Here is a 24313-nt window from a genome sequence, read left to right as displayed (position 1 = left end):
CAGACTCTTGCGCCGCAACAGAAATGTCTCTAGAATTCAAATTGTAGTCACTTGAATGAACCACGACACATCAATCGCAGAGTTTCTTTCACAGTGCAAAGTTGTCTCCTCCACCCTCCTCCTTTGGTGGATTAAACCCAAGCACTTCACAGTGCTTGGGTTTTTTTTATCCAACACTCAAAAAAGTTTAACCGAAAGCAAAAAACTTTGCTAAAATCGCGGGTTACCTGTTGGGAGAGCCCTTCGGCTGCCGACCTGCATATTAATTGTGGGCTGCATGTACAAGTAGGGAGACAGGTAAAAAGCACTTTTTTTATCTTTAAGGAAAAATCATGAAAACCTACTCAGCGAAACCCGGTGAGGTTAAACAAGAGTGGTTTGTGATCGACGGCACCGACAAGGTGTTGGGACGTGTAGCCAGTGAAGTTGCACGCCGCCTCCGTGGTAAACACAAACCTGAGTTCACACCGCACATCGACACAGGCGACTTCATTGTTGTTGTAAACGCCGGTAAATTGCGTGTTACAGGCACCAAAGGCCTGAACAAAAAGTATTTCCGTCACTCTGGTTACCCAGGCGGTATTTACGAAACAAACTTTGACAAGATGCAAGAACGCTTCCCCGGCCGCGCGCTGGAGAAAGCAGTGAAAGGCATGTTGCCAAAAGGTCCTCTGGGCTATGCGATGATCAAGAAGTTGAAGATCTACGCTGAAGCAGAGCACCCGCATTCCGCACAACAACCCAAGCCACTTGAAATCTGAGGTGAACCATGATTGGTGAATACAATTACGGAACCGGTCGCCGCAAAAGCTCAGTGGCCCGTGTTTTTATCAAAAAAGGTACTGGCCAGTTCATCGTGAACGGCAAGCCTTTGACTGAATACTTTTCTCGCGAAACAGGCCAAATGGTTGCACGTCAACCTTTGGTATTGACCGAGAACGTTGAAACTTTCGACATCAAAGTTAACGTGCGCGGCGGCGGCGAAACTGGCCAAGCTGGTGCAGTTCGTCACGGCCTGACTCGCGCTTTGATCGACTTCGACGCAGAACTGAAGCCAACCCTGTCCAAAGCAGGCCTGGTGACTCGCGATGCACGTGAAGTTGAACGTAAGAAAGTGGGTCTGCGTGGCGCTCGTCGTCGCAAACAGTTCTCCAAGCGATAAAACAAGCGTTAATAATCAAAGTACGCTTACACCCAGCAGCCCTCCCAGCTGGGTTACAATCGAAAGCCGCACAAATGTGCGGCTTTTTTTCTTTTCAGCACAAGGATTAGTCATGATCAAGGTAGGCATTGTCGGCGGAACCGGTTACACAGGCTCTGAACTTCTTCGCCTGTTGGCTCTGCATCCGCAGGCCGAACTGAAAGCAATCACATCGCGCGGCGAAGTGGGCCAACCTGTGGCCGACATGTTCCCTGCCCTGCGCAAGCGCGTGAACATTGCTTTTACAGAGCCTAAGTTTGAATCACTGAAAGATTGTGACGTGGTGTTTTTCGCCACCCCCCATGGCGTGGCCATGGCCCAGTCCGCTGAACTGGTGAACGCTGGCATTCGTGTCATCGACCTGGGCGCAGATTTTCGCCTGAAAAATACCGCTGAATTTGAAAAGTGGTACGGCATGCCACACTCTGAACCCGAACTACTCAGCCAAGCCTGTTATGGCCTGGTGGAGTCGGCCCGCACTGAACTCAAGAAAGCCAAACTGGTGGGTCTGGCAGGTTGCTACCCCACTGCCGTGCAATTGGCCTTGAAGCCACTCCTTGTTGCGGATACGCCATTGATCGACGAAAGCAGCATTGTGGCCGATTGCAAATCGGGCGTTTCCGGTGCTGGGCGCAAAGCCACGGTAGGCTCTTTGTTCTCGGAGGCTGCTGAAAGTTTTAAAGCCTACGGAGTAAGCGGCCACCGCCACTTGCCAGAAATTGGACAAGGCCTGGAATTGATCTCGGGCCGAAAAACCCAGATTACTTTCACCCCCCACTTGGTGCCCATGGTGCGCGGTATTTTGGCAACCACGTACGTGAAACTGAACGAACAGGGCAAAAACACCGACATTCAGGCACTTTACGAGCAGCACTATGCCAAAGAGTACTTTGTGGATGTGATGCCAAAAGGCTCCCTCCCAGAAACCAAGTCAGTGCGCGGCTCAAACTTTGTGCGCATTGCCTTGCATCGCCCGCAAGGCCGCGACACCCTGGTCATTGTTTCAGTGATCGACAACTTGGTGAAAGGTGCAGCAGGCCAGGCCGTTCAGGCCATGAATGCGATGTTTGACCTGCCCGAACACATGGGCCTGGAACAGCTGCCGCTGTCGCCTTAATAACCAGGATTTCGTAGTTTGAACCCAAAAAAAACACATCATTCACGTCGAACACTGCTTCCGGGAGTTAAACGATCCTCCAGGTTTGCATTCGCTTATGGCCTGCTGCTGGGCCTTGTCATTTTGGGCGCATGCGCAGCCTATGCGCTCTGGGGCCCCAAAGGCAACGTTATACAGGGCTTGTTTTCTACGCAGGAAATCGAAGTGTTGAATGCTCAACTTGCTGAGCTTCAAACCAAAACCATCGAGATGCAGGAAGATATTTCACGTACCAATGAGCTGGTGAAACTGGACAAGGAGGCGCGCAGCAAGTTGAATTTGCTGATCAGCAACCTGGAATCAGAAAATGCGAAATTAAAAGAGGACTTGGCGTTTTTTGAAGGTTTTATTCCGGGCAGCCTCCAGGGAGCTATTTCATTAAAGCGTTTGCAAGTGAACAAGGACACGGTTCCTGGTCAATACCGCTACAAGGCACTCGTGATTCAGGGTAGCCAGCGCCCGGAGATTACCCTGAATGTGCAGGTCTTGATTAAAGTGTTGAACAAAGACGGATCCAGTGTCATAGTTTTACCGAACGCAGCGTCTTCAGAAGATCCCCAGTTCAAAATCACACTGACCCGTTTTTCAAGGGTATCGGGCATGTTTTCCCTTCCGGAAGACAGCAAGCTGCAAAGCGTAGAAATGAGAATTCTGGATGCGGGTGCCATTCGCGCCCAATCAACTATCAAACTGTGAAGGGGTTTACACATGTTTTCGAAGAAAAATACAAAGCGACTGCTGCCCATTCAAAGTTTGGTTGGTGCCGACATGGTGCTCAAAGGGGATTTGCACTTCAAAGGCGGCCTGCGCATTGACGGCGAGGTAGATGGCAACGTGGTGGCCGATGAAAGCTCACAATCACTTTTGGTCATTTCCGAGACCGGCAAAGTGCGTGGTAGCGTGCGCGTGGGCCATGTGGTGGTCAGCGGTCTGATCGAGGGCCCGATAGAAGCCAATCAGCTTCTGGAACTTCACCCTTCCGCAAATGTCTCAGGTGACGTAAGATATAGGGCATTAGAGATGCATCCAGGTGCTGTTGTTGATGGCACCTTGCATCACGAAAATGAAGCAGTGGTGCCAAGCAAGCTGGCATTGGCATCAAGCAAGTAAAATCCAGCACATAGGCAGGACATGATGGAAGTAACTACGACAGAACAACCCAGCGTATTGGTCTTCACCGATTCAGCAGCAGCCAAAGTGCGCGATCTGATCAATGAAGAAGGCAACCCCAACTTGAAGTTGCGCGTATTCGTGCAGGGTGGTGGATGCTCTGGTTTCCAATACGGTTTTACCTTTGATGAAGACGTGAACGAAGACGACACCGCTTTGGACAAAGGCGGAGTGACTCTTCTGATCGATTCAATGAGCTACCAGTATTTGACTGGTGCGGAAATTGACTACAAAGAAGACATCAACGGCGCACAATTCGTGATTAAGAACCCAAATGCCACAACAACCTGTGGCTGCGGATCCTCTTTCTCGGTGTAAACCGGAAGCGGGCTGGCATTCACCCCAGACCTGATCGAAAAACCCACCCTAGGGTGGGTTTTTTATTGGTAAAACAGATACATTCCATTGTCTCCAGTGCTTCTTTTTCCTGATTTCGCCATTATCGCGCTGGGCTACTTGCTACGTCGCTTCTGGATGGCACCTGCAGCTTGGGTCACCATTGAAAAACTGGTGTATTTCGTGCTGTTTCCTTGTTTGCTGTTTTTCTCGGTGGTATCGAGCAATTTCAACGTGAGCACCGTGGGCTCATTTGCATTGGGCGGCCCCGCAGTTATTTTCGCTTCATTTTTGCTTGGGTGGCTGGGTCTGCTGGTCAGCAAAATGGGACGGGTGGATTTTGCGTCGGGCCTGCAAACCGCTTACCGGTTTAATTCTTACATCGGCTTGGCCCTGGCAAGTCGCCTGGGCGGGCAATCAGCTGTCGCGAATATCGCCATTTTGCTGGCCCTTGGTGTGCCACTGTGCAATGTGCTGGCTGTTGGCACCATGAGCAAGGGTGGGCGATTTACCGCCTTCCTTGAAATCTTGAAGAACCCACTCATTATTGGCACCAGCCTGGGCATTGCCGCCAAACTGCTGGGTGTTCAGGTGCCAGAACCCATGATGCTGACACTGGAACGGCTTGCACAAGCCGCCGTGTCACTGGGTTTGCTGGCAGTGGGATCGGGGTTGGTGTTTTCCGGTTTGAAGGGAAATTGGGCCGTGTCTATTTGGTGGCTATTCATCAAACTGATGGTCTCGCCGCTGCTTGCCATGTTGTACGCACACTTCATGAATTTGCCAGAAGAACAGGCTGTTGTGCTGCTGGTGTTTTCCGCCATTCCATCGGCATCCAGTGCCTATATTCTGGCAGCAAGAATGGGCGGAAATGCACCGTTGGTGGCCTGCCTTATTTCCATGTCGACCGTGGGGGCTGCAATGACCCTACCGTTAGTATTTGCCCTTGCGCAGCGTTTTCCGCTGTAATCAGACCAAGCACACGCGATCTTTCAGGGCAACAATGCCTCGATCTGCCTGTGTATCCAGGGTTTAACTGACTCAAGCCAATCAGCTTGTAATGGATCTACCACCTCTTTGTTGGCTGTTGAACGCAGCCAGGTGATTTGCCGCTTGGCCAATTGTCGGGTGGCTGCAATTCCGCGGTCTATCATGTCTTGCCGGGTACAGTGGCCGTGCAAGTGTTCCCACACCTGCCGGTACCCCACGCAGCGCATGGAAGGCATGCTTTCGTCCAACACATAATTGTGCCGAAGCTCAATGAGCTCTTCAACAAGCCCCTGATCCAGCATGGTGAGAAAACGCGATTCAATGCGCTTGTGCAACACAGCCCGGTCAGAGGGCTCAATCGCCAGCGTGGGAATGCGTAAATCAGCCTGTTGGTCTCGCTGATGAAAACTTGACAGAGGTTGACCTGTAATTTGAAAGACCTCGAGCGCACGTTGCAATCGCTGAGAGTCATTGGGCTTCAAACGTTGGGCCGTGGCGGGATCTACCTCAGCAAGGCGGGCGTGAATGGCAGGCCAGCCTTCTTGCAGGGCCTGTTGCTCAATGGCCTGCCGAATGTCCGCATTGGCGACAGGAAGATCGTCCATGCCACTGACCAGTGTTTTGTAATACATCATGGTTCCGCCCAAAATAACGGGTACTTTGCCCCGAGCGCGTATGTCGGCGATCAGTGCATGGCATTGAATGACGAATTCGGCCGCACTAAAGGTGTCGCTGGGCGTGATGATGTCGATTAAATGGTGGGGCACCAAGGCCAATTCCTGGGGCGTCGGCTTGGCAGTGCCTATATTCATGTCGCGAAACACCAACGCAGAATCGAGACTGATAATTTCGATCGGAAAACCTTGATCGGCCATCCAAAGGCCCAACGCCGATTTTCCCGATGCGGTTGGCCCGAGTACAGCCAAAGCGGGAATGGAAGCTGTGCTTGCGGGAGTCATGGTGCTGCTCACTGACCGCGCAAAAACCATTTGTCCATTTCAGACAAACTGAAGTGGCGCCAAGTGGGTCTGCCATGATTGCATTGGTCCGAGCGCTCGGTTCGTTCCATGGAACGCAAGAGCGCATTCATCTCGGGTATGGTGAGCTTGCGATTGGCACGCACGGCTGTGTGGCAGGCGAGCCCCGCCAACCATTCGTTGCGCTGGCGTTCAAGCACATGAGCTACGCCATACAGCTGCAGGTCCTCAAGCCACTGTTGCAGCAACGCTGACAAATCCTGGCCCGCCAACATGGAGGGTACGGCACGCACGGCAAGTTCTTGCGTTGAAATCAGGCTCAACCTGAACCCGAGCTTTTCCCATAGGTGTTGCCCATTGTCGACCTCGCTGGCCAGGCGTGGATCAATTTGAACCAATAAAGGTACCAGTAACTCTTGAGATGAAATGGTTTGTTGATTGTCGAGCGCATTCTTGAACTGCTCATACAACACCCGCTCGTGGGCTGCGTGCATGTCAACCACCACCATGCCATCCGTTCGCAAAGCAAGAATATAAATGCCATGCACCTGTGCAATCGCCTGCCCCAAATATTCCGCATCTTCAGCGGCGCGAGGTGGCTCTGCCTGTGACTCTTTGGGTTGTGCGGTGATCTGTACAGGCCGGGGTGCCGGTTCAAGTGGACGATACGCCTGAATGTAGTCAGCCAGCTCCTCGCGCAAGAAAGGGAGCGCTGCGCTTTTGGCCTGAACCTGCACCACGGGGGCTGAGCCCGTGGACGAACGCCACGCATTGCTGCTGACTGGGGTCGACGCAGGGACCTGATCGGCACAGGCAGGCGAATCGCTAAGTGGCACTACTGCCCTGGACGGTGCGAGGCAGGCCTGAATCGAATGACGTACCCATTGGTGTACCGCCCGGGCATTTCTAAAACGCACCTCGGTTTTTGCAGGGTGTACATTCACATCCACTTCATTGGCGGGAAGGTTTAAAAAGAGTACGAACGATGGAAACTTGTCCCCATGCAACACGTCTTCGTAAGCTGATCTCACCGCATGGTTGATCAACTTGTCTTTCACAAAACGGCCATTCACATAGAAAAACTGCATGTCGCCCTTGCCACGGGCCGCGTCGGGCAAACCCACTGCACCATGTAGTTGCATGTCGGCAGTGTGCACATCGATTGGTTTTGAAGCGCCGTTGGCCATGGCTTCCAGAATACTGAAGACCCGCGCGCTCCAGCTGCTTTCCTGAAAGCGGCTTTGAAGTTTGCCATCCCGATACACCAGCCAAGTGACTGCTGGATTGGCGAGTGCCATGCGTTTGACAACGTCCAGGCAATGAAAAAACTCGGTTTGCTCCGTTTTCAGGAATTTACGACGGGCTGGCGTACTGAAATACAGCGATTGCACATCAACCGTGGTCCCGGGACTGGCGGCAGAGGGCTCAAGCAACCACTGCCCGGATTGATTGCTGATGCTATAGGCGCTGTCTTGATGCTTTGGATAACTGCTTAAAGTGAACTGACTCACAGAGGCAATTGAGGCCAAAGCTTCTCCGCGAAAGCCCAGGCTCATCACGCTTTCAAGTTCATTGAGCGATTGGATTTTTGAAGTTGCATGGCGTGTAACCGCCAACTCCAATTCGTCTTGCGGGATGCCTTTGCCGTTGTCTTGAATACAAATTCTTTGAATACCACCGCCATCGATGCGAATGGTAATTTCAGATGCACCGGCGTCCAATGCATTTTCAAGAAGCTCTTTGACCACCGACGCAGGGCGATCAACCACTTCGCCAGCGGCAATTTGGCTGATCAATACATCGGGCAACAGGGATATGGGGCGATGGTTCATGCGCCCATTATAAGTGCCAGCAAGCCGGGTTTAAGTGAGTGGAGTGCGCGCTACCGGAGGGTTCTTGGCAAAGTAATTGGCAATGCCCTTGGCGATTGCCTCCGCCAATTCTTGCTGATGCGCCGAATTGGCCAACTTTTTTTCCTCTTCCGGATTGCTGATGAATGCTGTTTCAATCAGGATGGAAGGAATATCAGGCGCTTTCAGCACTGCGAAACCAGCTTGCTCAACACGGGGCTTGTGCAAGCGATTGACCTTACCCAGGTTACCCAGTACTGCGTCGCCCAACTTCAGGCTGTCATTGATTTGGGCCGTGGTGGACAAATCGAGCAAAACCCTTGCCAATTGCGCATCGGTGCCTTTGATGTTCACGCCACCAATCAAATCAGAGGCATTTTCCTTGTTGGCAATCCATTTGGCGGCTGTACTTGAGGCGCCCCGCTCGGACAGGACGTAGACCGATGAGCCGCCCGCAGTGGGACGAATGAAAGCATCGGCATGCACCGATACAAACAGGTCCGCATTTACGCTTCGGGCCTTTTGCACGCGTGTGTTCAAGGGCACAAAAAAGTCACCGTTGCGAGTCAGCATGGCACGCATGCCAGGCATTTTGTCAATTTCTGCTTTCAGCTTTTTACTGATCGCCAACACCACATTTTTTTCGTAGGTGCCGCCTTTTCCAACTGCGCCAGGGTCTTCACCACCATGCCCGGGATCAATTGCAACCGTCACCATGCGCTTCAATTCGGGTACGGTTTTTTGCTCAACTGGCGCATTGGGCTGAGCCTTGGCAACTTCTGTTTTGCTGGAGTTTTTGTCAGGCAACGCACCATCTAGCTTTAACTTGCCGTTTGTTTCCGATTCAGCCAAACGCAAGGCACGAGAAATCTCATCTTCCCGCATGGCGGGGTCGTCAGACTTCTGAAGCAAAGCCAGCAAAGGGTCAGCTGGATTTTTCGGGTAAAAATCGACCACAAACCGATTTTTGTACTCTGCAATCGGATCAATGGTGAAAATCTCGGGTTTGACTTCCGCTTTCAGATCAAATACCAGTCGGACAGTGTTCGCATCGTATTGTCCAACACGAATTTGCTGAACATAAGGGTCATCCGGATGAAGGCGACTTGTCAGATCTTTCAGTGTGCTGTCCAGCCGCATGTCGAGCAGGTCGATTACCATGCGCCAGGGGTTTTCAATCAGGAAATGTTTGTACTTGATGGCGCCGGCATGCTCGAGCGTGACCCGTGTGTATTCATCGGCGGGCCACAGGCGCACATCGACAAACTTCACCTGGTCGGCAGCCAATGCGCCCACAGGAATCAGTTTCAGGAGCATTCCTGCTCCAACAGTTTTCAACAAGTCGCGACGCGAATTCATAGGCTATTGTTGTTCGTTCAGTTTTTCTACCAAATGCTGCCCATTGATCGACAGGGCCTTCACCTCGATGCGTCGTCCCGTTGTTTCCGGGCTCGCTTGCTGGTGATAACTCAATTGAATTTCAAGATCGGCTTGGGGAAGTAGACCACCTGCTTTCTCTGGCCATTCGACCAAACAAATGGCGTTTTCCTCAAAATAATCTCTAAATCCAGATTCTTCCCATTCATTCTGATCGAAGAATCGATAAAAATCAAAGTGATACACAGAATAATTCGAGAAATTGTAAGGTTCTACCAACGCATAGCTTGGGCTTTTGACCGCACCTTGCACACCCAAAGCCCGCAAAAAAGCCCGCACCAAAGCGGTTTTACCTGCGCCCAACGGGCCGGAAAGATAGACGCGAAGCGGTGCTTGTGCAAGTTTGGCCAGCTTTTCCCCTACACTGTGGGTTGCGGCGTCGTCGGGTAAATAGCGGGTAAAAGTTTTCATGCAGGCTCATCAAGAACAAGAGAACTGGGCATTGTTACAGCGTGTGGCCAAAAAGCAGGGCTTGGGCTGCATGGGTGTAAGCGACACCAATTTGCAGGCCTGTGAACCACATTTGCAAGCCTGGCTTAACGAAGGCATGCATGGCGAAATGGCCTACATGGAGCGCCACGGACTGAATCGCCTGAATGCAGACACCCTGTTTCCCGGTGCGATTCGAATCGTATCACTGCGCGTGCCCTACGTACCTGAAACAACGCTGAACCAACCCGATGCGGCGACATTCAGCGAAAAAACCCTGAGTGAGATTGAAGCACGGGACAAGCCCTATGTCAGTTTGTATGCCCGGGGACGGGATTACCACAAAGTAATTCGCCAACAATTAAAACGATTCGCCGACGCAGTGAATGCGGAAGTACAAGGCTTCGGATTTCGTGTGGCTGTGGACAGTGCCCCCACAGCCGAAGTAGAAATTGCGCGCAAAGCAGGCTTGGGCTGGCGCGGCAAACACACCTTGTTGATTCACCCAGATGAAGGCTCGCTATTTTTTCTGGGCGAGGTGTTCACCAACATGCCCCTGCCCCTAAGCGGCGAATTTGGAAAAAACCACTGCGGCACCTGCAACAGCTGCATGACAGCCTGCCCCACCAACGCGATCGTGAAACCCTATCAGGTTGATGCCCGGCTATGCATTTCTTACCTGACCATTGAACACGACAGCGAAATACCCCTTGAACTACGCCCGCTTGTTGGTACCCGAATATACGGTTGTGACGACTGCCAACTGGCCTGCCCGTGGAATAAATTTGCCAAACCGGCAGAGTACGCCGACTTCAATCCGCGAGAGGAATTCGATCAGCCTGACTGGTTTGAAATGATGCGGTGGACCGAAGCCGAGTTTTTAAAGCGAACCGAGGGCAGCGCCATTCGGCGAATCGGTTACAAACGGTTCAGGAGGAATTTGGCCGTGGCCGCGGGAAATAGCGTGGGGGTGGCGGGTATTAAAGATGCGCTTCTAGCGATGCGGGAAAGTGCCAACGCATTTTTGCGCGAGCACATTGATTGGGCAGTTGAAAATTTGCAAAAAGATGGACTCAACTCCATTACTCAAGTGAACAAACAAGGCAAAAACTGTGACTGATATGAACAGCAGCCGATCGTAGCCAATCAGTGCTTGGAGAGAGTGACACAAGGCAAGGTACGACATTGATTTTTGCCTTTGAATCAGGCGATGATAATTGCTGTTTACAAATGCAATTGAGCGCAAAGTGACGAGACCTATCATCAATGGCAAAGCCCAAGTGGTTGTCGGCGACGCCACCAGCCATGGCGGCAAAGTAATTTCAGGTAGCCCCACTACCACTTGGGGGCCCGGAAAAATCCCAATCGCCAGGGTTGGCGACATGGTCACATGCCCAAAATGTAAACCTCACTTGTTTCCAATTGTCGAAGGCTCTGGATTGTTTACGGATAACTACATGGCTGTGGCCACACACGGAGACAAAGTTGCATGCGGCGCAACATTGATTGCCGCGGCAAGGCCCCTAGATTACAACTTTGGACCTGATGATTTGCACTTCAACGACAGATATATTTTGCGTGACTCAGAAGGCGTTCCGATGCCCAACACCTACTATGGTGTGAAGTTTCCGAATGGTTCAACAAGCTTTTTCACAACAAGCGAGTCAGGGGAAACGGAGTTCTTCGACACACAAGACGAAATTAAAGATTTGAATTTCTTTATTGCAGGCTGATGCTCAATGTCAGAAGAAACAATTACCGCCCCGAATGGTGAAAAACTTCGGAAAATTTCAAGCGTTAAAACCACTGAACACACCGACAAGAAAGTCAAGTCGATTTATACCGATTCCACTACCCTCGAGGTAATCATAAGTGACTCACGATTGATCAGTTCGGGATCACAATTTGGACATGTTGCGATAATTATCGACAATGTGGTGTACGGTCGAGCACCAAAAGGATGGGATGTTGATTCAAAGTCAAATTATTTGGTTAGACAGCAAGTAAAAATGAATCGCGACTCTGTTGGTTTTGTTCTTAGAATATCGAGTACGGAGAAAAGCAAATTACTCAGTTTAATTAAATCTCGAATATCGGCGAACACGCCTTATGATTTGGGAAGCGATAGTTGTTCTTCAAATGCAGCAGAATTGCTAGGTGGCATTGGCATTCAGGCTCATGATCCCCGATGGTCACCTTTGATTACGCCAACTGACATGGCTATTGCACTTGGGCGCTCAAAAAGACTGTCGACGAACATAACCTACCCGAAAAGCAAATGAAATTAGTTGCAATATTGGCTTTGATCACAGTGGGGTGCAGTTCTGATGTACCCAATGGAAATTGGAGAGCCACCCAGGAATTACAGGTTTTTTACCATGTAAACGGGAACGAATATTTCACCGTGAAGACAGGAGATATTTGTAGAAAGGGAGGATTTTCTTACGGCAAAACAGATCGTTATGTTGAAGTAAACTGCGACGGCAAGCAGGGTTGGTTGATAAATGACGAATTCCTTGAACTCACACAGGAATAAAAAACCAAAGCACAATTGCGAAAAGGGCGAGGGCTGGGTTGTTTATCCGTACCGCTTTAAGCATGCTTCGAGGCTGAACCAACCCAAACCGCTTTCGCTGATTCAGGTTTGGATCAAATGAACAACAATCAGTTGGCAGGCCGAACGAGTGTGTGCGCCTCACCTTCCACGCGCGGGCGGACAACACCCACCTGATAAACATTCTCGCCCGCAGCGCTCAACAAATCCATTGCAGCCTTGGCCTGCTCAGCTGGCAACACCACGACCATGCCAATGCCGCAGTTGAACACACGATTCATTTCATCAAACGGCACCTGGCCGTTTTCTTGTAGCCACTTGAACAATTCAGTTTCTGGCCAGGTACCGCGATCCAGCTCAGCCACCAGGTTGTCTGGCAACACACGTGGAATATTTTCAACCAGTCCACCGCCAGTGATGTGCGCCAGCGCGTGAACAGGCACTTTCTTGATCAACTCAAGCACAGGCTTTACGTACATGCGCGTGGGCGCCATGATGGCTTCACGCAAGGGCATGCCGTCGCACATCTGGTTCAAATCGGGCTGTGCACGTTCCAGGATTTTGCGCACCAAAGAAAAACCATTGGAGTGAATGCCATTGGAAGCCAGACCCAAAATAACATCGCCCGCTTTTACCTTGCTGGCATCCAGAATTTCAGACTTTTCAACAATACCCACAGCGAAACCCGCCAGATCGTATTCGCCATCGGGATACATGCCCGGCATTTCGGCTGTTTCACCACCAATCAGCGCACAACCGGCTTGTTCGCAACCGTAAGCAATACCACCCACTACGCTGGCTGCTGTTTTTACATCAAGCTTTCCACAGGCAAAGTAGTCAAGAAAGTAAAGGGGCTCAGCGCCTTGAACCAAGATGTCGTTGGCGCTCATGGCCACCAAATCAATGCCCACGGTGTTGTGAATATTCCATTCAAAAGCCAGGCGCAATTTGGTGCCCACACCATCGGTACCGGAAACCAGCACTGGCTCCTTGTAACCTTTGGGCACCTCGAACATGGCACCAAAACCGCCAATACCAGCCAATACGCCAGGGCGCATGGTGCGTTTGGCCAAGGGCTTGATTGCATCAACCAGATCATCACCGGCTTGCATGTCGACGCCGGCGTCTTTGTAGGTCAAGGGAGAATTCATTGAAATTCGGTCCGAAAAATTGTGGAGCTGGGTTGCTTGCTTCAGGTTTTTGGCCACAAGCGCGAGTGGGTGTATTTTAACCGAGACAAGGCGTAAAAAGTGCTATTCAAGGGTATTATTGGGAGCTGCTCGATTCCCCCCGCTTTGGCAATGCCCATGCAACAGTTGCTTCTCGATGTGTTCACGCCACCCAGGCCCACTCTGTCCAATTTTCTGATCGGACAAAATGGACAGCTTGTGCACGAATTGCGAGAACTGATTAATTTGAAAGGGACAAGTCCGTTTATTTATATTTACGGACCGTCCGGTTGCGGAAAAAGCCATCTGCTGCGGGGCGTGGCAAGCCAGTTGGGCGTGAATGTATTTGCGGGCAGCAATCGCTTTGTTTTTCGGCCCGACGAGCAGGCACTGATCATTGACAACATTGACCGACTAACGCCCTATTCACAGGTGCAGTTGTTCAATGCTTTCAATTCAAGCATGGCAGAGCGCAAACCCGGTAAAATCGTGTTGGCGGGTGAGCACCCCACAACAGAGTTAAAGCTGCGCGACGATTTGCGCACACGCATTGAGGCAGGCTTGTGCCTGCGTGTGCAACCATTGAGCGACCAGGAAAAACACGAAGCACTGCAAGCCATGGCAAGATCACGGGGCCTGCAACTTAGCGAAGAAGTGATTGAGTACGCGCTGCGCTATTTTCAGCGCGACATGGGTTCGCTGATGGCGGTAATGGACGGACTGGATCGCTTTTCCCTTGAACAACAAAAACCAGTCAGCGTGAATTTGCTGCGCCACTGGATGAAACGACGAGAAAGTCTGGTAATTCGAGAATATGAAACTCGCACTGTTTGACCTGGACAACACCCTGTTGCCCATTGACTCTGACCACGGATGGTCGCAATTTCTCATCAACAAAGGTGTACTGGATCGTGCCGATTTTGAGGCGCGTAACAATCAGTTTTTTGCGGATTACAAGGCGGGTACGCTGAACATCGACGAGTTTCTCGACTTTCAATTGCGCCCGCTACGCGACAACAAGCGCACACAACTGGCTGTTTGGCACAATGAATTCATGGCCGAAGTGATTCGACCCAATATGTAAGCCAGTGCCATTGAGTTGGTCAAGCGGCATCAAGCCGAGAACGCAGTGTGTGTCATCATTACTGCTACCAACAGCTTTATTACCCAACCCATTGCACAGGCATTCGGCATTGAAGCCTTGATTGCCACCGAACCTGAGCTGGTAAACGGAGAATACACTGGCAAAGTGGCTGGCTTGCCGAGCTTTCGGGAGGGCAAGGTAACACGCCTGAACGACTGGCTGGCGGAAAAAAACTGGACCATGGACAGCTTCGAGAGCAGCCACTTTTACAGTGACTCGATCAACGATCTGCCCCTTCTGGAATGCGTTTCCCACCCTGTGGCTGCAAACCCCGACAACAAACTGGCTGAAATTGCACAAGCTCGCGGCTGGCCTGTACTTGAGTTGTTTAAATGATAAAGAAACTTTTTAAACGAATGTTTTCCAAGCCTGCGACCCTGGGGCGAGAAGCTCCCAAACCTGCGGCGCATCTCAATATGGGTGAGTCGCGAAAAGTCAAAGCCAGCTATGGCGTGCACAAACCCAAGGTATGGGGTGTGGCCGAACACAAAATTGATCGCCGCCTGGTTAGCCACAATGCAATTCGCGTGTGCGAAACCTTGCAAAGCAAAGGCTACAAAGCATTTGTTGTTGGCGGCGCTGTTCGCGACTTGCTACTGGGCATGCGCCCGAAAGACTTCGACGTGGCCACCGATGCAAGCCCCGAGCAAACCCAACGACTGTTTCGCCGTGCGCGGGTAATTGGGCGCAGATTTCAGATCGTGCACGTCATGTTCGGCCCGGAAACCATCGAAACCTCGACCTTTCGGGCATTGGCCAGTGCCAGCAACGAGAAAGATGAACATGGCAGAGTGCTGCGCGACAATGAGTTCGGTCGACAAGATGAAGACGCATCGCGCCGCGACTTCACAGTGAACGCCATGTATTACGACCCCAGCACTGAAACGGTGTGGGACTACCACCATGGCATGGAAGACCTGCGATCCCGGGTTCTGCGCATGATTGGCGAGCCCAGCCTGCGCTATCGCGAAGACCCGGTGCGCATGCTTCGCGTGGTGCGATTTGCCGCCAAACTGAATTTTTCAATTGAACCAGCCACCTACGCGCCCATCGCGGAACTGGCGGATCTGTTGCGCAACGTGCCAGCTTCCCGGTTGTTTGATGAAATGCTGAAGCTGCTGATGAGCGGTTCAGCCATGGCTTGCCTGAAAGGCTTGCGAGAAGCTGGCTTGCACCACGGCGTATTTCCGCTGCTCGATGCCATTCTGGAACATGAACGGGGCGAGCCCTTCTTGACCGAAGCCCTTGCACGCACCGACAAGCGAGTGAAGGAAGGCAAACCACTGAGCCCCGGCTTCCTGTTCGCCTGCCTGCTGTGGCATTTGGTGCTTGAAAACTGGGAAGAAAAACTTGAACAAGGCGAACTAAAATTCCCTGCCCTGTTTGCAGCGATGGATGATGTATTGGCCGAGCAAGCCGATCGCACCGCTATTCCGCGTCGCCTGACAGGCGATATGCGTGAAATTTGGGCATTTCAACCCCGTTTCGAAAAACGTGCAGGCAAAGCGCCATTCCGCATGCTTGAACAACAAAAATTCCGGGCATCGCTTGATTTTTACGAATTGCGCGCCATGGTTGGTGATGTAGATGCCGACACTGAACTTGCGCAATGGTGGCGCGAGTTCAGCGATGGCGATGTGAACAATCGCCAGAATATGCTGGATGCGCTGCGTGGCACCCCGGCGGGTACCGATGGGGCTGCCAAGAAAAAACGCCGCCGCAGAAAACCCAAGCCGGGTACCGGCGCAGCCAATGCAGGCGAAACCGGACAAGGACAGCAAGGGGAGTGAGCGACCCCATGAACACAACACCAAGCTATTTGGGCTTGGGGGGCAACCTGGGGCACCCCATGGCCCTGTTTGACGAGGTGGTCGATCATTTTCGTGCCCACCCGCTGGTGAACGCGGTCAAAGAGTCATCCAGGTTTGAAAGTGTGCCTGTGGATGCAAGTGGCCCAAACTATGTGAACTCCGTGCTGGAAATTCAATGGCTGGGCAGTGCCGAGCAACTGCTGCAATCCTGCATGGCACTTGAATCGAAGTTGGGGCGAGTTCGTACTACTCGCAATGCCCCCCGCCCTATTGATGTGGATGTGCTCTTGGTAGGCCATCAAACCGTTAATACATCACAATTAACGGTGCCGCATCCCCGCATGCACCTTCGACGCTTTGTACTGGAACCGCTGTTGCAGTTGAATCCCGACGTTCTTATCCCCGGCCTGGGCCCAGCCAAACACTACCTGCCCGCCACGCTGGACCAAATCGTCACGGTAATTTGAAGTTTTTTTCCAATACCTGCTTCACCCCTGCGCTACACTGAGGCCGCGCGTAAGCCACCCACCGGAGACTAAAACTTGTTGTCAGAAAAGTATCGCCACATCGTAATTGAAGGGCCCATTGGCGTGGGTAAAACCTCGCTGGCCCGACTGATTGCCCAGCGATTCCAGGCCGAGCTATTGCTTGAAAAGCCCGAAGACAATCCTTTCCTGGAGAAGTTCTATCAGGAGCCCGCGCGTTACGCACTGCCCACTCAATTGTTTTTCCTTTTCCAGCGTATTGGCCAGCTGCGGGACTTAACCCAGCGAGACTTTTTTGAGAACATGGTGATAAGCGACTTTTTACTGGAAAAAGACCGCATGTTTGCCAGCCTCACGCTGGACGAAGAAGAACTGAAGCTGTATCAGCAAATTTACCAACACCAAAGCCCACAGACCAGCGTGCCTGATTTGGTGATTTATCTGCAAGCCTCGCCACAAGCACTCATTGAACGAGTACAAAAGCGTGCCACGCCCTACGAGGCCAATATCACCGAAGCGTATTTGTCCCAGTTGAGCGATGCATACAGCCGGTTTTTTTACCACTACGACGACGCCCCATTGTTGATTGTGAACACTGAACATTTGAACCCGGTTGACCATTCCGAAGACTTTGATTTGCTGTTAAACCAGATCGAAGGCATGAAAGGTCGCCGCGAGTTTTTCAATTGGTCTGAGTAAAAAAGCACCACACCAAACACGAGAGCAAACACCATGAGCGCACAACCCCAAGCCGCCACAAACCAAGCACGCAAGGCCGTTACCCTGCCTGCGCTGCTTGAGATGAAGAAGAATCAGGAAAAAATTGCCATGCTGACCTGTTACGACGCCTGCTTTGCCAGCGTGCTCGATGCCAGTGGCGTGGATATTTTGCTGATTGGCGACTCCTTGGGCATGGTGTTGGCCGGTATGCCGAGCACGCTGCCAGTGACCATGGACATGATGGAATACCACACCCGTTGCGTGGCTGCCGGCAACAAAAATGCATTTGTAGTGGCAGACATGCCTTTTGGAAGCTACCAGGAAAGCCCTGAACAGGCCTACCGCAATGCGGCCCGCCTGATGGCAGCAGGCGCGAACATGGTGAAACTGGAAGGCACCGCCTGGCTGGCCCCGACAGTGGAGTACCTGACCACACGCGACATTCCCGTGTGTGCCCACTTGGGTTTGACCCCACAATCCGTAAGTGCATTGGGGGGGTATCGCGTGCAGGGCCGCGACGCAAAAGCTGCAAAAATACTGAAAACCAATGCCAAAGCCATGCAGGAAGCGGGTGCCCAAATGGTGCTGTTCGAACTGATCCCAGGCAAGCTGGCCGCCGACATTTCTAAAACCCTGACTGTACCCACGATTGGCATTGGTGCCGGGGTTGATTGTGACGGACAAGTTTTGGTGCTACACGACATGTTGAATGTATTTCCGGGTAAAAAACCAAAGTTTGTGCGCAATTTCATGGATAATCAGCCCTCGATTCAAGCTGCCGTGCAGGCCTATGTGTCTGCTGTGAAAGAGAAAACTTTCCCCACGGCAGATCACACATTCTGAGTATTCGATGAGACAGATATCTTCCATTTCCGAACTGCGCGACCAGTTGCGCGGCCAGAACCGGGTGGCTTTTGTGCCCACCATGGGCAATTTGCACGAGGGCCACATGTCCTTGATGCGCATTGCCGCCAAACACGGTGACCCCGTGGTGGCCAGTGTGTTTGTGAACCGCCTGCAGTTTGGTCCGAATGAAGATTTCGACAAATACCCGCGCACCATGCAAGATGATGCGGAAAAACTCGAGAAAGAGCAGGTGTATGTGATGTTTGCACCCACCGAGCGCGACCTGTACCCCGAACCACAGGATTACCGTGTGAAGCCACCCGATGACTTGGGCGGCACGCTGGAAGGCGAATTTCGCCCCGGTTTTTTTGAAGGTGTTAGCACCGTAGTCACCAAGCTATTCAATTGCGTGCAGCCAAAAGTGGCCGTATTTGGCAAAAAAGACTACCAACAGCTGATGATTATTCGACGCTTGGTGGCCCAACTGGCCATGCCCATCGAAATTATCGCTGCACCGACCATTCGGGACCCTGACGGGCTGGCCATGTCGTCCCGCAACCGTTACCTGAACGAGCAAGACCGCGCCGAAGCGCCGTTTTTGTATCAACTTTTGAATGATCTCTCGAATCAGGTAAAATCGGGTCGCCCGAATTTGGACCAGTTGGTACAATTGGAGCGCAAATGCGCCGACACACTGGCAAGCCGTGGCTGGAAGCCCGATTATTTTGAGGTACGCAGGCAAGCAGACCTGCAGCGCCCCACCGATGAAAACCTGTCCGATCAAACGCCGCTGGTCATTTTGGCAGCGGCCAAGCTGGGTCAAACCCGTCTGATCGACAATCTGGAGATTGCGTAATGCACCGTGAAATGTTGCTCGGTAAAATTCACCGGGCCAAAGTGACCCACTGCGAACTTCATTATGAAGGCTCATGTGCGATTGACGAGAATCTCTTGGAGGCCTCCGGCATCATTGAGTTCCAGCGCATTGACATTTATGTAATCGACAATGGTGAACGCTTCTCAACGTACGCCATCAAGGGCGAACGTGGAAGCGGAATGATTTCGCTGAACGGGGCTGCAGCCCGCCGCGCGCAGAAAGGCGACTTGGTGATTATTGCAGCCTACGGCACCCTGGATGATCAGGAATGCAAAACATTCCAGCCCAAGCTGGTATTTGTGGATGACAACAATGTGATCGCCGAGCAGCGCGGGCACATTCCAACACAGCAAATGTAATCCCCTTAGGGCGATTCAAGCGGAAGCGCGTTTCAACCGGTCGTTGACCGCTTCCCACTCTGCAGACTCTTCTGGTTTCTCAAACAACACTTGTTTGCAGGCCAATTCGTCGGCCTGCCGCAAAGTGGCATACAGTGCCTTGGCGACTTCCGATGGGTTGTAGCTCAAGGCTTCGACCACGACTTTTCCGTGCTTTTCTCGCAATGCATCGGCCTGCGCCAGAAAGGCATCGCTCCAACCCACGCACAATGTTTTTTGCTGCACGGGTACAACAAACAGTTCGTTCGCGTTCAATACCCACACTTTGGCATCCGGGCTGTAGTGCTTTTCAAGCGCTCCGGAAACCCGGGGATTGGCATTCGGTGTTTTTGACACCTGACCATGGGTTTTTACAACAACTCCCAATACGCCCTCAATTTGGGCGGCGGTGATTGCTCCAGGTCTCAAAATCGCCGGTTGATCGTTCAACAGCGAAACAATGGTAGATTCGATGCCCACTTCGGGCACATCGCCATCAAGAATAAACGGAATTCGATCACCCAGTTCAGCCAGCACATGGCTTGCACGTGTGGGGCTGACTTTGCCAAACCGATTGGCCGAGGGCGCAGCCACCGGTACACCGGTGGCTTTTAACAATTCAATGGCAACCGGGTGTGAAGGACAACGAATACCCACGGAACTTTGTCCACCAGTGACCTGCAAGGGCATGCGCGCACCTTTGGGCACAACCAGTGTGAGTGGGCCAGGCCAAAAGGCATCCATCAGCTTTTGCATAGTGGGGGTGACTTCAGCCACCCAGCCGGTCAAATTGGCGCCGGGGGCCACATGCGCAATCAATGGGTGTTCTGATGGGCGGCCCTTGGCTTTGAAAATGCCTTCGATCGCTACCAATTGAGTAACGGCTGCACCCAGGCCAAACACGGTTTCTGTGGGGAAAGCCACCAACAGGCCTTGTTTCAGGGCCTGCGCACAACGCTGAATGTGGGAATCACTGGCGACCAACAATTCAGCATGCACATGGGGCACACCAGAATCAGTCGTCGTCATCGCCAATACCCAGAATGTCACGCACCTCTTGGGCAACCGCCAGGGCACGGTCAAGGGTTTCTGCAATCACCGTGATGTGGCCCATCTTGCGCCCTACCCTGGCCTGTTCTTTGCCGTACAGGTGTAGCTTCACCTCGGGAATGGCCAGCACTTTTTCCCAAGCGGGTTCACGCACGCTGCCATCTTCGCCATACCAAAGGTCACCCAGCAGGTTTACCATGACCGCAGGGCTGTGCTGGCGCGTGTCGCCCAAGGGCAAACCTGCAAGCACACGAGCCTGCTGCTCGAACTGGCAGGTTACGCAAGCGTCAATGGAGTAATGCCCGCTGTTGTGTGGGCGCGGGGCAATTTCATTGACCACCAAACCCAACTCGTCAACCACAAAAAACTCAACGCACAACACACCCACATAATCGAGCGCGCCAGCAATTGAAATGGCGTTGGCGCGGGCCTGGGCCGCCATGGCGTCGTCAATGCGGGCTGGCACAATGGTTGTGGCCAAAATGCCTTTGCGGTGGTGGTTTTCAGCCACAGGGAATGTGGCGCATTCGCCTTTGTGATCACGCGCCACAATGACCGACATTTCCTTTTGCAAGGTCAATCGCTTTTCAAGCACGCATTCCACTTCATTGAGATCAGCAAACGCCTTGCGTACTTCTTCCAGCGTTTTCACGCGGACTTGTCCCTTGCCGTCATAGCCCAAACGAGCTGTTTTCACGATGCCAGGCAGCAAGCCTGAAAGGTCATCAGTGATGTCGGCCATGCTGCGAATGGCTGCATGGGGTGCCACGGGCACTCCGCAACCCATGATGTACGCTTTTTCTTCGATGCGGTTTTGTGCCACACCCACCGAAAAAGCCGATGGGCTGACCGGAATGCTTTTGGACAGGGTATCGAGCGCCAAAGCAGGTACATTTTTGAATTCCGTGGTGACCCCGATGCAACGCTGCGCAAGTTTGGCCAAACCTTGGTCGTCCATGTAATCGGCCAGCACCTGGTCGTCGGCAACAGAGCCCGCAGGGCCGTTGGCCACGGGGTCGAGCACCAGCACCCGGTAACCCATACTTTGAGCCGCCATGCAGAACATGCGGCCCAATTGGCCGCCGCCCAACAGGCCTAGCCATTGGCCAGGTTTGGCTGTTTTGAATTCGATCTTGCTCATGTGTTTGGCTTAAAAATTAACGCAACGGGGGCAATTCCATTTCACGGGCCACATTGGACTGGCTCACGCGAAAATCCTGCAATTTCTGGTTCAGTTCAGAGTCGGTCAAGGCCAAAATGGACACTGCACCCAGGGCGGCATTGGCTGCACCGGCTTCGCCGATGGCAAAGGTGTGCACCGGAATGCCCTTGGGCATTTGCACAATAGACAACAGCGAGTCTTCACCCCGCAGGTATTTGGAGGGCACAGGCACACCCATGACGGGCACAATGGTTTTGGCGGCCAACATGCCTGGCAGATGGGCGGCACCGCCTGCACCGGCAATAATCACCTGAATGCCGCGGGTGGCGGCTGTTTCTGCATAAGCAAACATTTCGTCAGGCATGCGGTGGGCTGACACCACGCGGGCCTCGTAGTCCACGCCAAAGTCGCGCAGCACTTGCACAGCGTTTTTCATCACTTCCCAATCGGAAGACGAACCCATGACCACGCCCACTTTGGGATGGTCGGAAGTGTGCAGGTGTGGAATGCTTTCAATCATGTGCTTATCCAATCCAAAGGCGACCAGTCAAAATTTCATAGGCTTGACGGTATTTGGCCGCTGTTTTGTCGATGATGTCTTGTGGCAGTGTAGGCGCTGGTGCCTTTTTGTTCCAGCCCGGTACGCTTTCCAGGTAGTCGCGAACAAACTGCTTGTCATAAGAAGGTGGGGAAATACCCACTTGGTATTGATCGGCTGGCCAAAAACGAGAGGAATCTGCGGTGAGCACTTCGTCCATCAAGGTCAGGGCGCCGTTTGCATCCAGCCCAAATTCAAACTTGGTGTCGGCAATGATAATGCCCTGGCGGGCTGCGTAGTCGCTGGCCTTGGTGTACAAGGCAATGGATACATCGCGGATTTGCTTGGCAAGATCACGACCCACCACATCGCTCATGGTGTCGAAATCAATGTTTTCGTCGAGTTCACCCATGGCGGCTTTGGTGGCCGGTGTAAAAATGGGTTCATCCAGCTTGGCTGCCATTTGCATGCCAGAGGGCAATTTAATGCCGCACACTGCACCTGTGGCCTGATAGTCTTTCCAGCCTGAACCAATCAGATAACCACGCACCACTGCTTCAATGGGCAGGGCCTTCAGCTTCTTGACCACCATCGAGCGGCCTTTGATTTGTGGCGCTTCTTCAGCGGACACCACCGTTTCAGGGGAAATACCAGTGAGGTGATTCGGTACCACATCGGCCAGAATATCGAACCAGAACTGGGCCATCTGAGTCAGCACCATGCCTTTCTCGGGTATGGGTTGATCCAGAATGACGTCGAATGCAGACAGGCGGTCGCTGGCCACAATCAACATTTTGTCGTCGCCAACAGAAAAATTTTCCCGAACTTTGCCACGGTGCAGCAAAGGCAGGGAAGTCAGCTTGGTTTCAAACACAGTACTCATTCAAATGGCCTCTAGGGATTCAGGCTTTAAAAATAAAACACGCGGGGCACAGCCCGCGTGAGCTTCCAAACGGGTTGGCAATCGATTACTGAACGATTTGGGCCAGTTCACCCTTGGCATATTTCTGGGCAATTTCGCTCATGGGGATCGGCTTGATTTTCGCACCCTGCCCCTCACAGCCAAACTCCATGTAACGCTGTTTGCAAATCTGCTTGGCCGCTTCACGCGCGGGCTTGAGCCACTCGCGAGCATCAAACTTGTCGGGGTTTTCAAACAAAAATTTGCGCACAGCACCTGTCATGGCCAGGCGAATATCCGTGTCGATGTTGATTTTACGCACACCATACTTGATGGCTTCCTGAATTTCCTCTACGGGTACGCCGTAGGTTTCTTTCATTTTGCCGCCATACTGATTGATGATCGCCAACAGCTCCGCGGGCACAGAGGACGAACCGTGCATAACCAAATGGGTATTTGGAATGCGCGCGTGAATTTCTTTCACGCGTGAAATAGCCAAAATATCGCCAGTGGGTTTGCGGCTGAACTTGTATGCGCCGTGGCTGGTGCCAATGGCAATGGCCAAGGCGTCCAGCTGTGTGCCTTTCACAAATACGGCTGCCTCTTCGGGGTCAGTCAACATTTGGCTGTGGTCCAATTTCACATCGGCGCCAATGCCGTCTTCTTCACCTGCCTCGCCAGTTTCAAGGTTGCCCAGGCAACCCAGTTCGCCTTCTACGGTTACGCCAACCTTGTGGGCCATCTCGACTACTTTGCGAGTCACCTCAAGGTTGTAGTCGAAGGACGCGGGCGTTTTACCGTCGTCCATCAGGGAACCGTCCATCATCACCGAGCCAAAGCCAAGGTCGATTGCGCCTTGGCACACTTTGGGGCTGGTGCCGTGGTCTTGGTGCATCACCAGGGGAATGTGCGGGAATGCTTCAACCGCGGCTTGAATCAGGTGTTTGATAAATGGTTCGCCTGCGTACTTGCGGGCACCGGCGCTGGCCTGAAGAATTACGGGTGCGCCCACTTCATCAGCAGCGGCCATCACGGCTTGAACCTGTTCCAGGTTGTTCACGTTGAACGCAGGGATGCCATAGCCATTTTCAGCGGCATGGTCCAGCAATTGGCGCATGGATACGAGAGGCATT

Annotated in this window: 28 protein-coding genes and 1 pseudogene; 19 read left to right on the top strand and 10 right to left on the bottom strand. The window is 52.5% G+C overall.

The window, feature by feature from the left end; translation table 11 throughout:
• Window positions 1-332 precede the first annotated feature (332 nt).
• From rplM to P0D43_RS07350, 7 genes are all read left to right on the top strand, one after another.
• Entirely contained in the window at window positions 333-761 is a 429-nt protein-coding gene (gene rplM / locus P0D43_RS07380) for a 50S ribosomal protein L13 (protein ID WP_008251461.1), read from the top strand.
• An 8-nt stretch (window positions 762-769) separates the two neighbouring features.
• Window positions 770-1162: a 30S ribosomal protein S9 gene (gene rpsI, locus P0D43_RS07375; RefSeq protein ID WP_159568326.1), complete on the top strand. Its 393-nt coding sequence runs from the start codon at window positions 770-772 to the stop codon at window positions 1160-1162.
• Window positions 1163-1274: 112 nt separating this feature from the next.
• Window positions 1275-2318: an N-acetyl-gamma-glutamyl-phosphate reductase gene (argC, locus tag P0D43_RS07370; RefSeq protein ID WP_394673636.1), complete on the top strand. Its 1044-nt coding sequence runs from the start codon at window positions 1275-1277 to the stop codon at window positions 2316-2318.
• An 18-nt stretch (window positions 2319-2336) separates the two neighbouring features.
• Entirely contained in the window at window positions 2337-3053 is a 717-nt protein-coding gene (locus tag P0D43_RS07365) for a DUF6776 family protein (RefSeq protein WP_341236248.1), read from the top strand.
• Window positions 3054-3065: 12 nt separating this feature from the next.
• Window positions 3066-3467, top strand: coding sequence for a polymer-forming cytoskeletal protein (locus P0D43_RS07360; RefSeq protein ID WP_341236249.1), 402 nt, complete (start codon window positions 3066-3068; stop codon window positions 3465-3467).
• 21 nt (window positions 3468-3488) lie between these two features.
• Window positions 3489-3845: an iron-sulfur cluster insertion protein ErpA gene (gene erpA / locus P0D43_RS07355; protein ID WP_159568322.1), complete on the top strand. Its 357-nt coding sequence runs from the start codon at window positions 3489-3491 to the stop codon at window positions 3843-3845.
• A 96-nt stretch (window positions 3846-3941) separates the two neighbouring features.
• Window positions 3942-4832 carry an AEC family transporter gene (locus P0D43_RS07350; protein WP_394673713.1) on the top strand — a complete coding sequence of 297 codons (891 nt, stop codon included), beginning with the start codon at window positions 3942-3944 and terminating at the stop codon, window positions 4830-4832.
• Window positions 4833-4855: 23 nt separating this feature from the next.
• Here P0D43_RS07350 and miaA read toward each other — a convergent pair whose 3' ends face one another.
• Genes miaA through tsaE form a run of 4 tightly spaced genes read right to left on the bottom strand, consistent with a single transcriptional unit; the run spans window position 4856 to window position 9528 of the window.
• Window positions 4856-5812, bottom strand: coding sequence for a tRNA (adenosine(37)-N6)-dimethylallyltransferase MiaA (miaA, locus tag P0D43_RS07345; RefSeq protein ID WP_159568320.1), 957 nt, complete (start codon window positions 5810-5812; stop codon window positions 4856-4858).
• Between the two features lie 8 nt (window positions 5813-5820).
• Window positions 5821-7662, bottom strand: a complete 1842-nt coding sequence (gene mutL / locus P0D43_RS07340) for a DNA mismatch repair endonuclease MutL (RefSeq protein WP_394673635.1) — start codon at window positions 7660-7662, stop codon at window positions 5821-5823.
• Window positions 7663-7692: 30 nt separating this feature from the next.
• Window positions 7693-8997, bottom strand: a complete 1305-nt coding sequence (locus tag P0D43_RS07335) for an N-acetylmuramoyl-L-alanine amidase (protein WP_394673634.1) — start codon at window positions 8995-8997, stop codon at window positions 7693-7695.
• Window positions 8998-9042: 45 nt separating this feature from the next.
• Window positions 9043-9528 (bottom strand): tRNA (adenosine(37)-N6)-threonylcarbamoyltransferase complex ATPase subunit type 1 TsaE, encoded by a 486-nt coding sequence (gene tsaE / locus P0D43_RS07330; protein ID WP_341236254.1) that lies wholly within the window; start codon window positions 9526-9528, stop codon window positions 9043-9045.
• On the opposite strand from tsaE, the gene queG reads away from it, so the two are divergent.
• The 4 genes from queG to P0D43_RS07310 all read left to right on the top strand — a co-directional run bounded on the left by queG (window position 9527) and on the right by P0D43_RS07310 (window position 12082).
• Complete coding sequence (gene queG, locus P0D43_RS07325; protein WP_394673633.1) at window positions 9527-10666, top strand: tRNA epoxyqueuosine(34) reductase QueG; 1140 nt, start codon at window positions 9527-9529, stop codon at window positions 10664-10666. The two genes, tsaE and queG, sit on opposite strands and share 2 nt — an antisense overlap.
• Window positions 10667-10793: 127 nt before the next feature.
• A complete protein-coding gene (locus P0D43_RS07320; RefSeq protein ID WP_159569567.1) occupies window positions 10794-11279 on the top strand; it encodes a PAAR domain-containing protein in 486 nt (161 codons plus the stop codon).
• 6 nt (window positions 11280-11285) lie between these two features.
• Entirely contained in the window at window positions 11286-11828 is a 543-nt protein-coding gene (locus tag P0D43_RS07315) for a hypothetical protein (RefSeq protein WP_394673632.1), read from the top strand.
• On the top strand, window positions 11825-12082 hold the full coding sequence (locus tag P0D43_RS07310; protein WP_159568315.1) for a hypothetical protein: 258 nt from the start codon (window positions 11825-11827) through the stop codon (window positions 12080-12082). The genes P0D43_RS07315 and P0D43_RS07310 overlap by 4 nt, the downstream gene beginning before the upstream one ends.
• A gap of 128 nt (window positions 12083-12210) precedes the next feature.
• Here P0D43_RS07310 and purM read toward each other — a convergent pair whose 3' ends face one another.
• Window positions 12211-13251 (bottom strand): phosphoribosylformylglycinamidine cyclo-ligase, encoded by a 1041-nt coding sequence (purM, locus tag P0D43_RS07305; protein ID WP_159568314.1) that lies wholly within the window; start codon window positions 13249-13251, stop codon window positions 12211-12213.
• A 156-nt stretch (window positions 13252-13407) separates the two neighbouring features.
• On the opposite strand from purM, the gene P0D43_RS07300 reads away from it, so the two are divergent.
• From P0D43_RS07300 to panD, 8 genes and pseudogenes are all read left to right on the top strand, one after another.
• Window positions 13408-14103: a DnaA ATPase domain-containing protein gene (locus P0D43_RS07300; protein WP_159568313.1), complete on the top strand. Its 696-nt coding sequence runs from the start codon at window positions 13408-13410 to the stop codon at window positions 14101-14103.
• Window positions 14084-14749, top strand: a pseudogene (locus P0D43_RS07295) (HAD family hydrolase). The gene P0D43_RS07300 and the pseudogene P0D43_RS07295 overlap by 20 nt, the downstream one beginning before the upstream one ends.
• Window positions 14746-16203 (top strand): polynucleotide adenylyltransferase PcnB, encoded by a 1458-nt coding sequence (pcnB, locus tag P0D43_RS07290; protein ID WP_394673631.1) that lies wholly within the window; start codon window positions 14746-14748, stop codon window positions 16201-16203. The pseudogene P0D43_RS07295 and the gene pcnB overlap by 4 nt, the downstream one beginning before the upstream one ends.
• Window positions 16204-16211: 8 nt before the next feature.
• The gene (gene folK / locus P0D43_RS07285) at window positions 16212-16691 is read left to right on the top strand and encodes a 2-amino-4-hydroxy-6-hydroxymethyldihydropteridine diphosphokinase (protein WP_341236258.1); all 480 of its coding nucleotides are present in this window, start codon (window positions 16212-16214) and stop codon (window positions 16689-16691) included.
• Window positions 16692-16766: 75 nt separating this feature from the next.
• Window positions 16767-17408, top strand: coding sequence for a deoxynucleoside kinase (locus P0D43_RS07280; protein WP_159568309.1), 642 nt, complete (start codon window positions 16767-16769; stop codon window positions 17406-17408).
• Between the two features lie 33 nt (window positions 17409-17441).
• Window positions 17442-18272 (top strand): 3-methyl-2-oxobutanoate hydroxymethyltransferase, encoded by an 831-nt coding sequence (gene panB / locus P0D43_RS07275; protein ID WP_159568308.1) that lies wholly within the window; start codon window positions 17442-17444, stop codon window positions 18270-18272.
• Window positions 18273-18279: 7 nt separating this feature from the next.
• Window positions 18280-19131 (top strand): pantoate--beta-alanine ligase, encoded by an 852-nt coding sequence (gene panC / locus P0D43_RS07270; RefSeq protein ID WP_159568307.1) that lies wholly within the window; start codon window positions 18280-18282, stop codon window positions 19129-19131.
• The gene (gene panD, locus P0D43_RS07265) at window positions 19131-19511 is read left to right on the top strand and encodes an aspartate 1-decarboxylase (RefSeq protein WP_008251515.1); all 381 of its coding nucleotides are present in this window, start codon (window positions 19131-19133) and stop codon (window positions 19509-19511) included. The genes panC and panD overlap by 1 nt, the downstream gene beginning before the upstream one ends.
• 15 nt (window positions 19512-19526) lie before the next feature.
• On the opposite strand, the gene P0D43_RS07260 is transcribed toward panD, so the two are convergent.
• From P0D43_RS07260 to fba, 5 genes are all read right to left on the bottom strand, one after another.
• On the bottom strand, window positions 19527-20558 hold the full coding sequence (locus tag P0D43_RS07260) for an L-threonylcarbamoyladenylate synthase (protein ID WP_394673630.1): 1032 nt from the start codon (window positions 20556-20558) through the stop codon (window positions 19527-19529).
• A complete protein-coding gene (locus P0D43_RS07255) occupies window positions 20545-21720 on the bottom strand; it encodes a 5-(carboxyamino)imidazole ribonucleotide synthase (protein ID WP_394673629.1) in 1176 nt (391 codons plus the stop codon). The genes P0D43_RS07260 and P0D43_RS07255 overlap by 14 nt, the downstream gene beginning before the upstream one ends.
• Before the next feature lie 16 nt (window positions 21721-21736).
• Window positions 21737-22261 carry a 5-(carboxyamino)imidazole ribonucleotide mutase gene (purE, locus tag P0D43_RS07250; protein WP_394673628.1) on the bottom strand — a complete coding sequence of 175 codons (525 nt, stop codon included), beginning with the start codon at window positions 22259-22261 and terminating at the stop codon, window positions 21737-21739.
• 4 nt (window positions 22262-22265) lie between these two features.
• The gene (locus P0D43_RS07245; protein ID WP_394673627.1) at window positions 22266-23162 is read right to left on the bottom strand and encodes a phosphoribosylaminoimidazolesuccinocarboxamide synthase; all 897 of its coding nucleotides are present in this window, start codon (window positions 23160-23162) and stop codon (window positions 22266-22268) included.
• An 85-nt stretch (window positions 23163-23247) separates the two neighbouring features.
• On the bottom strand, window positions 23248-24312 hold the full coding sequence (gene fba, locus P0D43_RS07240; protein WP_159568302.1) for a class II fructose-bisphosphate aldolase: 1065 nt from the start codon (window positions 24310-24312) through the stop codon (window positions 23248-23250).
• Window position 24313: the final 1 nt, after the last annotated feature.

It is taken from the genome of Limnobacter sp. (assembly GCF_043511195.1).
Taxonomy (GTDB): domain Bacteria; phylum Pseudomonadota; class Gammaproteobacteria; order Burkholderiales; family Burkholderiaceae_B; genus Limnobacter.
Note: the sequence above shows the minus strand (reverse complement) of the source record. Positions and strands in the feature narration are given on the sequence as shown.